10 protein-coding genes are annotated in these 14952 nt (G+C 38.3%); 5 read left to right on the top strand and 5 right to left on the bottom strand.

Going from position 1 to position 14952, the window contains the following annotated elements:
• Nucleotides 1–40 precede the first annotated feature (40 nt).
• The gene (locus HX062_RS07665; RefSeq protein WP_286467013.1) at nt 41–1384 is read right to left on the bottom strand and encodes a histidine kinase; all 1344 of its coding nucleotides are present in this window, start codon (nt 1382–1384) and stop codon (nt 41–43) included.
• Entirely contained in the window at nt 1374–1556 is a 183-nt protein-coding gene (locus HX062_RS07660) for a hypothetical protein (protein ID WP_286467012.1), read from the bottom strand. The genes HX062_RS07665 and HX062_RS07660 overlap by 11 nt, the downstream gene beginning before the upstream one ends.
• A 224-nt stretch (nt 1557–1780) precedes the next feature.
• Here HX062_RS07660 and HX062_RS07655 point away from each other — a divergent pair, with 224 nt between their 5' ends.
• Entirely contained in the window at nt 1781–2323 is a 543-nt protein-coding gene (locus tag HX062_RS07655) for an IS1096 element passenger TnpR family protein (RefSeq protein ID WP_182628043.1), read from the top strand.
• Nucleotides 2324–2383: 60 nt separating this feature from the next.
• Nucleotides 2384–3448, top strand: a complete 1065-nt coding sequence (locus tag HX062_RS07650) for a nucleoid-associated protein (protein WP_182628041.1) — start codon at nt 2384–2386, stop codon at nt 3446–3448.
• 53 nt (nt 3449–3501) lie between these two features.
• On the opposite strand, the gene HX062_RS07645 is transcribed toward HX062_RS07650, so the two are convergent.
• A complete protein-coding gene (locus HX062_RS07645; protein ID WP_286467011.1) occupies nt 3502–5535 on the bottom strand; it encodes a M4 family metallopeptidase in 2034 nt (677 codons plus the stop codon).
• A 214-nt stretch (nt 5536–5749) separates the two neighbouring features.
• Nucleotides 5750–7789, bottom strand: coding sequence for a M4 family metallopeptidase (locus tag HX062_RS07640; RefSeq protein ID WP_286467010.1), 2040 nt, complete (start codon nt 7787–7789; stop codon nt 5750–5752).
• A 380-nt stretch (nt 7790–8169) separates the two neighbouring features.
• Between HX062_RS07640 and HX062_RS07635 the strand changes: the two genes are divergently transcribed.
• Together HX062_RS07635 and HX062_RS07630 are read left to right on the top strand one after the other, a co-directional pair.
• Entirely contained in the window at nt 8170–9138 is a 969-nt protein-coding gene (locus HX062_RS07635; RefSeq protein WP_286467009.1) for a GNAT family N-acetyltransferase, read from the top strand.
• A 46-nt stretch (nt 9139–9184) separates the two neighbouring features.
• A complete protein-coding gene (locus HX062_RS07630; protein ID WP_286467008.1) occupies nt 9185–10648 on the top strand; it encodes an aminotransferase-like domain-containing protein in 1464 nt (487 codons plus the stop codon).
• A 93-nt stretch (nt 10649–10741) separates the two neighbouring features.
• On the opposite strand, the gene dnaK is transcribed toward HX062_RS07630, so the two are convergent.
• Complete coding sequence (gene dnaK, locus HX062_RS07625) at nt 10742–12652, bottom strand: molecular chaperone DnaK (RefSeq protein WP_182628035.1); 1911 nt, start codon at nt 12650–12652, stop codon at nt 10742–10744.
• Between the two features lie 392 nt (nt 12653–13044).
• On the opposite strand from dnaK, the gene HX062_RS07620 reads away from it, so the two are divergent.
• Nucleotides 13045–14469 (top strand): L-serine ammonia-lyase, encoded by a 1425-nt coding sequence (locus HX062_RS07620; RefSeq protein WP_182628033.1) that lies wholly within the window; start codon nt 13045–13047, stop codon nt 14467–14469.
• Nucleotides 14470–14952 lie beyond the last annotated feature (483 nt).

The following is a 14952-nucleotide window of genomic DNA, read 5'->3' as shown; positions in this document are numbered from 1 at the left end:
TACTTGGTTTCTACCTCTTTTGTATAAAATTCCATGACACCTACTTCCAATTCGCACTGCGATTATTTTGTTGATCCATATACTCGCGGATCTTCTTATCCTCCCAGTCTTTTCCTAAAAACAAGGTGTAATTATAGGTTTTCATCCAATCCGCAACTAGGCCAATTCCCCAAGAAAACACCACGATTAAACTCCACATAAACCTAGAATCAGTCATCATATTTAATACCAGTAAAAAGGTGTTTACCATAATATACATCGTTAGATGAGCATAAAATCGCTTAATTTTTTCTACGTTTTTCTTAGCTTGAATTAATATTTCTTGCTCATTTTCTTGGACATCAATAATTCTCATCGGTTCAAAAATTTTAGTTAATATGGGGATTTGCACAACAAAAGTTGTTTCTGTTTGGTTGATTTTTATGGGTTTACTCGTCAATAAAGCATATCGATCAGCAATATTGGTCAGTCCGATTCCCTTTCGGTCCTCATTCACTTGGCGCAGGTTTAGGTTATTCTCTACCATTAGGTAGCCACTTTCTTGTTTAATAACAATATGCAAGGGTTTATTGGAGGTGGCTTTGTTGTGTTTGATTACGTTTTCCAATAACAATTGCAATGACAAGGGAACCACTTTGGCGCCTTCTTGTTTAATCTCATGGTCAATTTCGAAAGTTAAACTTTCTTCAAACCGCATCTGCAGTAGTTCGATATAGGTTTTGGCAAAGTCAAGCTCTTCCTCTAATGGGACCAATTCTTTGTTCTTTTGGTCCAGAATATAGCGATAGGTCTTAGATAGTCCATTGGTAAATTCTTGTGCTTTTTCCGGATTTTCTTCAATTAATGCATTGAGTACATTCAAACTGTTAAACAAAAAATGGGGATCTAATTGATTCTTCAAACTTTCGAACTGGGCAGACACACTTCCGGTGATTACCTTTTGTTCGTTAATACTCATTTTTTTGTCCAAAGACGTAAAATAGGTATAGTAGTAGATGTATACCAAAATACTAAAGAAGAAAGAGGTACTAAAGATAGCGCTAAAGCTACTCGAGTCCATGAAATAGTAAAACGACTTATTCCCTATAATATGGATATCAAAAATCTTTAATCCCAAACAGACAAACCAAATAAATCCAAAGTTGATTGCTGTGACAATAGCTGTTACTTTGTGAACACTATTCTCTTTGCCATCGAGATTTTTTGCTAACTTCTTCCAATACATTTCCTTCCAATATTGGTTGGCCAAAACGATAATACCAACAAAGGAAACCAAATACCCCAAGAATAGCGATAAATCCATAAAAAGTAGCTTGAGTACTTTTGTAAATAGGATGAATACAATAAAGGCTAAGAGTACTAATTTGAAATAGTTATTTCTCATTTTGGTCTGTATATAATTTAGTTTCCTTGCCAAGTTGTTGCTTTTCTTCTTTTTCTTTTGCAGTCCAATTGGTTTGATCTTCTTTAGTATAAGAAGAAGATACCTTTGAAACAGGGATCCATTGTAGGATTAAGTGCATCAGCGTTAGCATGATCAAAAATATAAATTTCATCTGTACTTCGTTTGATTTGTATACAAATATGATAGGATAATTTAACGTAAAAAAAAAATAGTCGATGAACTGTCATTTTAGGAAGATGAATTGTAAAAGCGGGTAATCTTTTGATTTCCAACCTTGAAAAAACAGAACATTGATTCCTAAATAAAAAGAGTTCATTTATGGGAAAAGAGTTAATAATAATTTTAAATTTGCAGTTCTAATTGGTTTAAAAAATTATGGTTTATAAATTCAGAGTTATCCTTGATACTGAGGAAGATATTTTTCGCGACATTGCTATTTTAGAGGACGATACGTTAGAAGATTTACACAATGCTATTGTGAATGCCTTTGGTTTTGACGGTATGGAAGCGGCTTCTTTTTACGCTTGCGACGATAGCTGGACACAACAAGAGGAAGAGATCTCTCTTTTTGACATGAGTGATGATCCAGCGGGAGGAAGAACAATGGGATCAACTACCATTGGTTCCGTATTAGATGAAGATCAAACAAAAATTATATACGTGTATGACTTCCTTAATATGTGGACGTTCTTCGTTGAATTAGCAGCGATTGAAGAAGAAGAACCGGGAACAGCATACCCTGAGTTGTTGTTTTCTCACGGGATCTTACCTGACTATATACCAACCAAGTCTTTTTCTGCTGATCCTGTATCCAACGACGATATCTTCGGCGATTTTGACGACGATTACGACGAGGAAGATTATGATATGTTCGAAGGCGATGATAGCTATACGGACTATGGAGAGGATAACTACTAGACTTTTTTAATTATAAAAATAACAGATCTATCAACGATCTACTACATACTTAAATAAATTATGATCAACCTTTTTAATGCACACATAGAAACGCTATCTATTCATAGAGTTGGAAATAAGAGTAGAAATGAGGCTATCTTTTTATCGAATGAACCGTATAGTTTAAACGATGAAATAGCTCCTTTATTAAAAGAATATTTCTTCAAGCCTTTCCGTGAGAAAGAAGAAAATTACTTCCAATTCGTTCACGATGTTGATTTAGAGTTCAACGATATGTTTAATTATGCAGCAGAGTTGTTTAATGCGCCTTCTTCTGATAAAGCACATGAGATCTCACAAAAAATAACTAGACACTTATTTGAGCAGTCAAATCACCCGCACATTAAAAATGGAGAAGTATATGTAACCTATTTAACAAATACATCTATTGACAACAATGTAGTTGATGCGATTGGGATCTTCAAGAGTGAGATTAAGTCAGATTTCTTGCAATTTCAAGAAAACGGCGCTAATCTAGAGATGATTTTACAACAAGGAATCAACTTAAACAAATTAGACAAAGGTTGTATTATCTTCAACTACAAAAAAGAAGAGGGATACAAGATTCTTACAATTGACAGCAACCGTTATGACGCCCGTTACTGGTTAGAGCACTTCCTAAGTGTAGATATCTTTCAAGATGAGGCATTCATGACCAAAAAATATTTAAAATTTTGTCAAGACTTTGCAAAGGATGTAGTTTTACCAGCAGAGGACAAAAAAGAAGAAGTTATGTTTATGAACCGCTCTGTAAACTACTTCGCTAAAAATGACGAATTTGAAGAGAGCAACTTCTTAAACGAAGTAATTGACAATCCAGATTTAATTTCGGAATTCAAAAACTATAAGGTAGACAAAGGAGAGAAGTATAGTATTGAAGATACCACTTCGTTTCCAATTGCAAACAATGCGGTTTCTGATGCGCGTAAGAAAATTAAGAACGTGATTAATTTAGATACGAATATTCAGATTAAGCTTGACTTTATCAATCCAGAGAGTGCAGATAAATTTGTAGAAAAAGGTTGGGATGAAGAAAAGCAAATGTACTACTACTTAGTGTACTTCAACAAAGAACAAAAATCATAAGGATAGGACATAAAAAAAACCGAAACGCAATAGTTTCGGTTTTTTTATTATGTTTATTTTACTACGATCTTCTCTGATACTTTTCTGTCTGTACTCTCGTAAGTCACGATGTAATTTCCTGTTTTCAATTGAGGAACGTACACTTTATTTTCTCCTTTTTCCAGAGGGAAATCTTGGGTTACTTTTTGTCCAGCCATATTGTAAAAGGCTACTGTCCCTTTGTCATCTTTAATCAGTATGGTTAATTCACCGTTTGTTATTGGGTTCGGATACATACTGAATACATCTTCCGTTAGTTCAAAATCTTCCAATCCCATATTTTCTCTTGGATTATCAATTAGTCCAACACCATACCAAGCATCGTATACCGCAAAGTATTCTTCAGAATCTGCTCCAAATAAATCTTCAACTACGGTTAATGTACCTAGTACAGCATCTGCATATTGAGAGTTAGGTCCTAATTGAGACATTAAAGTTTCGTAGGCTATTTGTTCTGCTTTTTGAAATCCAATTCCCGAAACAACATACTCTTTTGCGGGTTTTTGTTCTTGCCCCAGACTATTTCGGATCGGATCGGTCATTCCACTTCCACCTTCACTCACTAAATAAAACCAATAGTTAATCACACCACTATTAACGTGTACTCCACCATTATCCCACGATATATTTCTCGGATTTGCCCAATGCTCTCCTTCATAAGTATGCGGTTGCCTGCTGTACTGTCGTCCCTCTTTGGGATTTTTCATACTTCTCATAAAAGGAAAAGAAGGATCTTTTAGCACGCCCATTCCGATATACCAATCAGCATCAGCTACAGTATAGTGTTCTACTGCTGTTCCAAAAATATCGGCAAAACCTTCATTTAAAGCGCCTGATTCTCCAACGTATTGCAAACCACCTCTTCCATTACTATTTATCACTAAGTGCGTAAATTCGTGTCCGGTAACATCTAAAGCCGTAAGCGGATTGTAATTCGTTGAGCCTCGACCAAATATTAAAACATTAAATGGAGGCCCCATTGCCACAGCATTATTAGGAAAACCCGATTCATCACCATCCATGATAACTGGATTGTAGAATGCTTTTATTTCGCCTTTTCTATTATCATAACTAGCTCTATTGTGAACTTCTTTGTAGTAATCATAAGTACGGGCTAATCCCCAATGCACATCGTTTGAAGGATCTTCTGCAATTGTTGGCGAATCGTATTCATAGAGCACACCATTGCCTCTATAGATGTCCCACTCATTGCTCAAAGCTGTTCCATCAAAAGTACGTATCTTTCGTTCTTCGTCTTCTAATTGGAATTTACCGTTTACCTCATTTAATTCCAAAGGTAAATTATCGCGGTAGAAACCATTTCCTGAGCCAGTTACATTAGCATGGGCTATCAGGGATATTTCTGAAACGATTTCTCCTTTTTCAACGTCAACAAAAACATTTTTACTAATGAGTTTGGCATTGGAATAATCATCTACACGTACCTTGTGTGCTAAAACAAATACACCGTCTTTATTGGAACGCGTAAACACTGTTTCAACTGGAAAATCAGTCACCTTGTCGGCAACAATTACCTTACTCGCTTTGAAGGCAATACTAACTGCCTTGTCCTGCGAAATAACGGGTTTCTTATTCACATTCGCGCGCAAGCTATAGGTGCTTTTTTTGTTCTCAATATTGATAATATTCCCATTTACTGAAGTCACTCTCCCCGCCTTATCTGTATGAACGATAAACATTTGCCCATCTACACGATACTGACCTACAAAATGTTGATAGCTGTTGTGTGTTTTTCCAAAACGATCAACATAGCTATCTATCAACTGAAACGTATTTGTGTCATTAAATCCAAAAAGTGTATTGGCTTTTGCTAAGAATTCTTGTTCTGTAACAAAGGATTTCTTATCCATTCGCATAACAAATGAACCGTAATCATTTAGTGGTTTATACGTTGGCAATTGTGTAGCATTCACTTCTAACGCAGTGATAGCACCTGTGTCAACAGCTGCAACAGCGCTATTTCCCACAAGGAGAAATGAGGCGAACGCTACATATAAAGTTGAAGCATATAGGTAATTTTTTTTCATGAGTGGTTTTTAGAGGATTAAATTAATATTATCAGTTTCGAAATATAGTGAAAAATACTTGATATACATTTAACATAACGTTCGCTATTTATATTTAACAATATTTTACAACAAATCAACTTAATGCTTAAAAAAACATTTATTTAATTCAATTCAAACCTTTTTTTACTTATAAAAATCAAATCCACAAAAGTGAATTGCGTGTACACAAGCCTTATTTTACAACAATTTTAGCAGAAATCTTTCGCTCTTTGCTCTCGAACACTACGATATAGTTAGCAGTACCTAAGTGAGGAATGTAGATTTTATTTTCTCCTCTTTCAACAGGAAAGTTGGGCGTAACTTTTTGTCCAGCCATATTGTAAAAGGCTACTATTCCCTTATCGTCTTTGATTAAAACAGTTAATTCTCCATTGGTTACTGGATTGGGGTACATACTAAACACCTCTTCAGTTAATTCAAACGATTCCAATCCCATATTTTCTCTTGGGTTTTCGAGTAATCCTACTGCATACCAAGCGTCGTAAACGGAGAAATACTCTTCAGAGTCTTGACCGTATAGGGTTATTGCTGCGGTCAATGATCCATTCACAGCATCAACGTATTGTGAGTTACTACTTAGCTGTGTCATCAAAGTATGGTAGGCTATTTTTTCTGCCTTTTGGATTCCTATTCCAGAAACAATATAATCTTTCGCGGGTATAAGCACTGTATTTTGTTGATTTACAATAGGGTCAGTCATACCACTTCCTCCCACACTAAGCAAATAGAACCAATAATTCATGACGCTACTATTGATGTGCACACCGCCATTGTCCCGAGCACCTAAGCTAGTATTGGCCCAATTTTGTCCTTTATACGTTGTGGGTTGTCTACTTCCTGGATGGTTATTTTTGGGATTTTCCATATTTCTCATGTAGTTATATGCCGGTAGGTTGACAATACCTTTACCAATTAACCAATCAGCATCTTCTACGGCAAAATGTTCAATAGACGTACCAAAAATATCGGCAAAAGCCTCGTTAAGCGCTCCAGATTCACCTTGGTAGGTTAATCCACCTCTCCCATTTTTTCCTACAACTAAGTGGCTAAACTCATGTCCGACTACATCTAAAGTAACCAGCGGATTAAAGAATCCCGATCCCCTTCCAAATACCAAAAAATTTCCATGAACGGAATGTACAGCAAATGCGTTATCGGGAAAGCCAGAATCAGGATCACCATCTAAGAAAAGCGGGTTGTAATAGGCATAAATTTCTCCCTCATTATTATCAAAGCTCTTGCGATTGTGTACCTCATTAAAGTAATCAAAGGTTCTCGCTAATCCCCAATGAATGTCATTACTAGGATTTTGAGGAAAATTGGTTGACGTATGTGTGATATGCTCCCCAATACCACCGTAAAAATCCCACTCGCTAGTGGTGTGCTCGGCGCTATAGGTTGTGATCTTACGCTCTGTATCGACCAACAAATACTTGCCGTTCTCTTCTTTTAATTCCAAAGGTAAATTCGAACGATAGTGCCCATCGCCTCTTCCTCTGACATTTGCATGGGCTATTAATGAAACTTCATTTACAATCGTTCCCTGCTCTACTCCGATGAAAACGTGTTTACTTACCATTCGGTTGGCGTTGAGCTCCTCAATGCGCACTTTATGTGCTAAGACGAATAATCCCTTTTCATCGGTTGTTTTCACAAAAACCGTTTCTACCGGATAATCCGCTGTTTTTGCTTTTGTAATCTTATTCGCTTTAAAGGCAATATTCATCGCCTTTTCTTTCGAAATAGCTGGTTTTCGGTTTACATTTGCCTTTAAGCTATAACTACTTTTCTTGTTTTCAATATTGATAATTGTTCCATTTACTGAGGTTAGGCGTCCTTTTGGATCCAAGTGAACAATAAACATTTGTCCTTCAACAGCATAAGATCCAACGTAGTGCTGATAGGTTTTATGCGTATGACCTACATCATCAGTAAAGGTGTGGATCAATTGAAAGGAATTGCTTTCGTTTAATCCGAAAAAAGGAAGGACATTTGCTAAAAATGCTTGCTCCGTAACCTGTGAATTTCGATCCATGCGAACGACAAAAGAACCGTATGCATTCAACGGCTTATAGCTTGGTAAGTCTGTTGCATATACAGCATGACTACTCGTCCTATGTTCAGCAATAGAACTTGCATAACTTCCACCAGTCAATAGGAGAGCCGCAAATACAGTATAAACAAAAGGGGCACGTATGTAGTTTTGTTTCATTTTTTCTTTTTATTTAGATTGAATTAATTTAGAAGCGAAATATACTACAATTCAACCAATATATACAACCTAAATCGCGCTTTCTTTTCCTTCTCCATTGCCAAATTAGCTTTCTATAAGCTCGCTATAAACGCATCCACCAACTCAACTACATGTAGCCTAGGCCTCACACGATGAAACATATTATGTAAATAACTCAACATCAACTTCTTAGTTGTGACAAAAAATAACAATTCGAAAAACGATCCGCGACACCTCTTTTTGAGGAAGGAGTAACGACTATCCCTCCTTAGTTCTTCTATCCTCATTATGGCAGACTATTCTGATTTTAATTTTATATTTGTGGTATCACGCATCCTTTATCCCAAAATCAGTGTCATTTGAGAATTGTACGTTACACGTCTGAATATCGAGCCATATGGAATCATTTTCTCCAACGCGCAACGCATGGGAGTTTTCTATTCCACCGCGATTTTATGGACTATCACCAAGCGCGTTTTACGGATCACTCCCTTTTAGTATATGAGGGAGCTACACTAATTGCCCTCTTACCTGCCCATGAGGAAGAACAGGTATTATGCAGTCACTTTGGCTTGAGTTATGGCAGTATCATTCAACTGCCTAGACTGAGCTTTCATCAATACTTAGCCCTAGTGGAAGCCATAGCAATGCATTGTCAAGAAGAGGGATTAACCACCTTACTAATCAATGAGATACCTTCAATTTACAACAAATTGACAACCAATACGCTTGCCTTTATCAGTCATGCTCTGCAGGGCGGTAAGCCTACAGTACAATTGCTATCCACATTAGATTTTGAGTTTCCTATTCAGCTGAATACCAACCGAAAGCGCATGGTACAAAAAGGGATAAAAAAGGGATACACCATCAAGGAAGATCTTATGCCAACTGCATTTTGGCGAGACATTCTCCAGCCTCGTTTACGCGATCGCTACCAAACTAGCCCTGTACACAGCGTGGCGGAAATTTCCCAATTGATGCAGGCATTTCCTGAGTCCATCAAGCAGGTCAACGTCTACAATGCGGAAGGGGTGCTCGTTGGTGGAACCACCTTGTTCATTCATCCACAAGTTGTGCACTTGCAATACATTGCTGGAAAAGAGGAAGACAACAAAAACGGAGCCTTAGATTTGTTGATCTACACGTTGTTGAAGGAATACCAAACGCAGGTACGCTATTTTGATTTTGGTAGCAGTCACCTCAGTCCCAAGCAACTCAATGCGGGTTTGCTCTATTGGAAAGAGAGTTTTGGTGCGAGAAGTACGCCTCAATACTGCTATTCATTTCAAATAGAAAACCTTTTAAAAGTTCGCGCGCTAATCGATTGATAATCCTTATTTTTGTGCCTATTGATCTTGTATTCCCAGCTTATATATGCGCATGTCCCAATCGTTTAAAATACCGTACAATCGCTTGATACACTTAGACAAAGCGTCTGCAACGCCTATGTATATGCAAATTGCCAATCAGTTTAGCAATGCAATACAGCGCAATATTATTCCCGTAGACACTAAACTGCCGGGAACGCGAAAGCTAGCAACACTTCTACAGGTCAATCGCAATACAATAATTGCTGCATATGATGAACTTATTACACAAGGTTGGTTAATCAGCCTACCCAACAAGGGGACCTATGTCCATCAAGCCAAGCAAGTAGTACACAGCAATTCCAATGCATTTCCCCTTAGCACAGGCTACGATTTCCCTAGGGATAACCGCTTGGATTTGCCTAGTGATCAACACCAGTGTCGCTACTATTTTACAGATGGAACCCCAGATATACGCTTGGGGTTACAGGAAGAACTCGCCTCTATTTTTAGTGCTAATCTCAAGCGAAAACAACACAGTACCTACTTTGATCCTTATGCCAAAAAAGCGGAACTAGCCCTTAAAAAGCAAGTGACAAACTACTTCAATCTGACGCGTAATATTCAGGCTACACCAGCAAATATACTAACCACACCAAGTTCCACTACGGCTTTATACTTATGTTCAAAACTACTGTTGAACAATGGTGATCACGTTGCAATCAGTGAGTATGGCTATTACGGCAGTCATGCGATTTTACAAAATACAGGCGCCCAATTACACCCCATCCCATTACAAACAGAGGGGTTAGACCTAATCGCTTTAGAGAAGCTGTGTCAACAAATGCCTATTCGCCTTTTTTACCTCAAAGCGAATCATCACTATCCAACAACGCAATCTCTCCCGATACAGCAACGCGTAAAACTCTTGCAGTTGGCGCAGCAGTACGGTTTTATCTTGTTGGAAGACGACACTCATTTCGATTTTCACTACAACAACAATCCTCCGCTACCTCTATTGAGCAGCGATGCAAAAGGCATGGTCATCTACTTGAGTTCAATTGGAACATCCATTGCATCAGACTTCAGTTTGGGTGTTGTGGTAGCACCAGAGAATATCATACCAGAATTGGAAAAACACCAAGCCTTGTTGATGGAAAATAAAAGCTATTTTACCACACATGCGCTAACGGAATTAATTGAAGAAGGGGTTTTGTTTCGACACCAAGTAAAGGTAAATAAAATATACAAGGAGAGACGCGATTACTTCTGTAGTGTATTGAGGGATTTATTTGGCGATAGTCTACAAATTTCGATACCAGAAGGCGGTTTAGCTGTTTGGATTAGGTTTTCGTTTCCGGTGAATCTCATGCGCGTACGGGCGTTGTGTATGCTCAACAACCTCTACATCCCAACCACCTTGTTGTATCAGAGTAAAAAATTAACGGGTATTCGCTTGGGGTTTGCTCACTTAACAACGGATGAGATCGACCTTTGTTTGTCTATTTTTCATCGCGCTTGTGTGGAGTAGCCCAATGATACACTCCACAACAGTATACAATAAAAAAACCGAGCCATTGGATGACTCGGTTCTTCAATTATAACTATAAAAACTTTAGGGTTCTTATTTCACTTCTTCGTACTCAACATCTTGAGGACCTTCAGCATCACCCCCACCTTGGTTAGCTCCTTGGTTTGGTTGAGCATCTTGCGCGCCTCCTTGTTGAGCCTCCGCTTGTGCTTTGTACATTTCTTCAGAAGCTGCTTTCCAAGCCTCATTGATTTTGTCTAAAGCTGGAGTAATTGTCGCTACGTCTTTTGTTTCGTATGCTTTTTTCAACTCCTCTAAAGCACCTTCAATCGCAGTTTTGTTCGCTGCTGATAACTTATCTCCAAATTCGCTCAATTGCTTGTCTGTTTGGAAAATCATCGCATCTGCCTCGTTGATTTTATCTGCTGATTCTTTAGCTTTTTTATCGGCATCAGCATTTGCTTCTGCTTCTTTTTTCATTCTTTCGATTTCTTCTTCAGTCAAACCTGACGAAGCTTCAATTCGAATATCATGTGATTTACCAGTTCCTTTATCTGTAGCAGAAACTTTGATGATTCCGTTGGCATCAATATCGAAAGTTACTTCAATTTGAGGCACCCCTCTTTGAGCTGGTGGAATACCATCTAAGTGGAAACGACCAATTGTTTTATTGTCATTTGCCATCGGTCTTTCTCCTTGTAATACGTGGATTTCTACTGATGGTTGGTTGTCTGCTGCTGTAGAGAATACTTGTGATTTTTTTGTAGGAATTGTTGTGTTGGCTTCAATTAATTTAGTCATTACACCTCCCATTGTTTCAATACCTAAAGAAAGTGGAGTCACGTCTAATAAAAGAACGTCTTTCACATCTCCAGTTAGTACTCCACCTTGAATCGCAGCTCCAATCGCTACTACCTCATCTGGATTTACTCCTTTGTGTGGTTTTTTACCGAAGAATTTCTCAACTTCTTCTTGGATTCTTGGGATACGAGTTGAACCTCCTACTAAGATTACCTCATCGATATCTGATTTAGACAATCCAGCATCTTTCAACGCTTTTTCACAAGGAATCATCGAACGACGTACTAAATCATCTGACAATTGTTCGAATTTCGCTCTTGTCAACGTTTGTACTAAGTGTTTAGGTCCTGAAGCTGTAGCCGTGATATACGGTAAGTTAATCTCTGTTTGAGTAGCAGATGACAACTCTACTTTTGCTTTTTCAGCTGCTTCTTTTAAACGCTGTAATGCCATAGCATCTTTGCGCAAATCTACACCTTCAGCTGTGTTGAATTCCTCTGCTAACCAGTTGATGATTACGTTGTCAAAGTCATCTCCACCTAAGTGTGTATCTCCGTTTGTAGATAATACTTCGAATACACCGTCTCCTAATTCTAGGATAGAAATATCAAATGTACCCCCTCCTAAATCGTATACTACTACTTTTTGATCTTTTCCAGTTTTGTCTAATCCGTATGCTAAAGCAGCCGCTGTTGGCTCGTTAATAATACGTCTTACTTTTAATCCTGCAATTTCACCTGCCTCTTTAGTTGCTTGACGTTGTGCGTCATTAAAGTATGCTGGTACAGTAATTACAGCTTCTGTTACTTCTTGTCCTAAGAAATCCTCTGCCGTTTTCTTCATTTTTTGTAACGTCATGGCAGAAATTTCTTGAGGTGTGTATAAACGTCCGTCAATATCAACGCGAGGGGTATCGTTATCACCTTTTACTACACTGTAAGGTACAGCTGTAATTTCTCCAGGGATTTGGCTGAATTTCTCACCCATAAATCTCTTGATAGACGCTACTGTTTTTGTTGGGTTTGTCACTGCTTGACGTTTTGCAGGGTCTCCCACTTTAATTTCTCCTCCTTCAACAAATGCTACTACTGAAGGTGTTGTTCTTTTTCCTTCTGCATTCGTAATTACTACTGGCTCGTTCCCTTCCATTACAGAAACACATGAGTTCGTAGTTCCTAAGTCAATACCAATTATTTTACTCATAGTATGTTTATCGTTTATTTTTTTATACTTTACTTTTTCAATTTGTGAGCGTCAAGCTCGCTTACTATTAGTCAATCTTTGTGCCAAGAACAATCTATGCCATTTCTGACTTATTTTTTGTAAAAACAGCCCTTAGACAATGTCACTTTGTCATAAAGAAGGTCTTTTCACCTGTCGATATCGTCAGTTTCCCTGACAGTTCGTATGTATCACTATTCCCATCTTTTATCATAATAGTATGACTTTTCGGCCTATATCATGCTAAATCACCTAGAATTCAATGAAATACCCCCAACAAAAAACTTTAATCTGTCTATACGTTAAATCCAATTCCGACCGTTGTGACTCCGCACTTTTTACTTATCTTCGTGACGATTAAATCATGCAACATTATGGAATGTATATCTGTTTTTGATATGCTCAAGATTGGCGTTGGACCTTCGAGCTCACATACGTTAGGTCCGTGGAGAGCAGCAGAGCTTTTCTTAAAAGAACTGAAAGAACGCCAACTATTTAACCAAGTACAGGAGCTTACCGTAGATTTATACGGATCGCTTTCACTGACTGGCGTTGGACACGCTACAGATCTAGCCGTCATGTTAGGTTTGAGTGGCGCTGATCCAGAATATGTTCCCGTAGAAAATATCAGCAGTATTATTGCTGAAATAAACAGCACCAAAACCATCAACCTTGGAGCGGAATTGCTCCTTACATTTGATCCTAAAACTCATATTGTCTTTAATAGAAACTTCTTGCCTTTCCACGCCAATGGGATGACCTTCACCGTTCAAACACAAGCAGGTGAGACCTATACCTCTACCTTTTACTCCATTGGCGGTGGGTTTGTTGTAAAAGAAGAAAGCGCAGCAAACGAAAAGAACGAGGAGATTAAAGCGAGTTTTCCTTATCCCATTGACAAAGCAACCGAACTTTTAGCCTATTGTAGAGAACAAAATATGACGGTTTCGGAATTGGTTTATGAAAATGAAAAATCACTGCGCAGTGAAGAGGAAATTCACCGTGAACTAATGCGCGTTTGGCATACAATGTTGGAGTGTATGTATATAGGTTGTCATACGGAAGGAGTTTTACCTGGGGGATTAAATGTCCGCAGACGTGCGTATGACTCACATCAAAACTTAAAAAGTGATTTACCATATACCAATCCACAAGAATGGTTGGGAACGATTCGCAAAACCAAGGTATACTTCCGTCAAATTTTGAAATGGGTAAGTTGTTTTGCCCTAGCGGTCAATGAGGTAAATGCTTCATTGGGTCGTGTAGTTACAGCGCCTACGAATGGTAGTGCAGGTGTAATTCCGGCCGTATTAATGTACTATTTGGTAATTGAAAACCACAAAGCAAGCGAAAAAGAGATCAAACAGTTCTTACTAGTAGCAGGAGAAATTGGCAGTATATTCAAAAAAGGGGCGACCATTTCTGCAGCAATGGGAGGATGTCAGGCTGAGATTGGCGTATCTAGTGCCATGGCAGCTGGTGCACTATGTGAGCTAATGGGTGGATGTCCAGAACAAGTGATGATGGCGGCAGAAATTGCCATGGAACACCACTTGGGACTAACATGCGATCCCATAGGTGGATTGGTACAAATCCCGTGTATTGAACGCAATGCTATGGGGGCAATTAAAGCCATTAACGCAGCAGAACTTGCGCTGGATACGGATCCTAAAAATGCTAAAGTGCCTTTGGATAAAGTAGTAAGCACCATGTGGGAAACCGCCAAAGACATGAATAATAAATACAAAGAAACCTCAGAAGGTGGATTGGCAGTGGCCGTGAACTTATCTGATTGTTAATACAAAAAAAGATGGCATAATGCCATCTTTTTTTTATGTCGGTTGTGTGGTGTATCTCACCTAGTTTATATATTGTTTTGGTGTTCGATGAATCTACGCTACGATTTGTTATTTGCGCGGTTTGTTTTTCGCGCGGTTTGCGCGGTTTGTAATTTGCGCGGTTTGTTAAATCTCTTCATTTGTAATATAATTGTGCTTTACAACGAGCAAAGAGCAAAGAGCAAAGAGCAAAGAGCAAAGAGCAAAGAGCAAAGAGCAAAGAGCAAAGAGCAAAGAGCAAAGAGCAACGAGCAAAGAGCAACGAGCAAAGAGCAAAGAGCGACGAAATCTGTGCGGTTTATCTCACCTAGTTTATATTTTGTTTTGGTGTTCGATGAATCTACGATTTGCTACGATTTGTTTTTCGCGCGGTTTGCGCGGTTTGTTCTTTGCGCGGTTTATCTCACCTAGTTTATATTTTGTTTTGGTGTTCGATGAATCTAC

Origin of the sequence: Myroides sp. DF42-4-2 (assembly GCF_030326445.1) — a bacterium.
GTDB lineage: Bacteria > Bacteroidota > Bacteroidia > Flavobacteriales > Flavobacteriaceae > Flavobacterium.
This window is presented reverse-complemented; position numbering and strand designations above follow the sequence as displayed.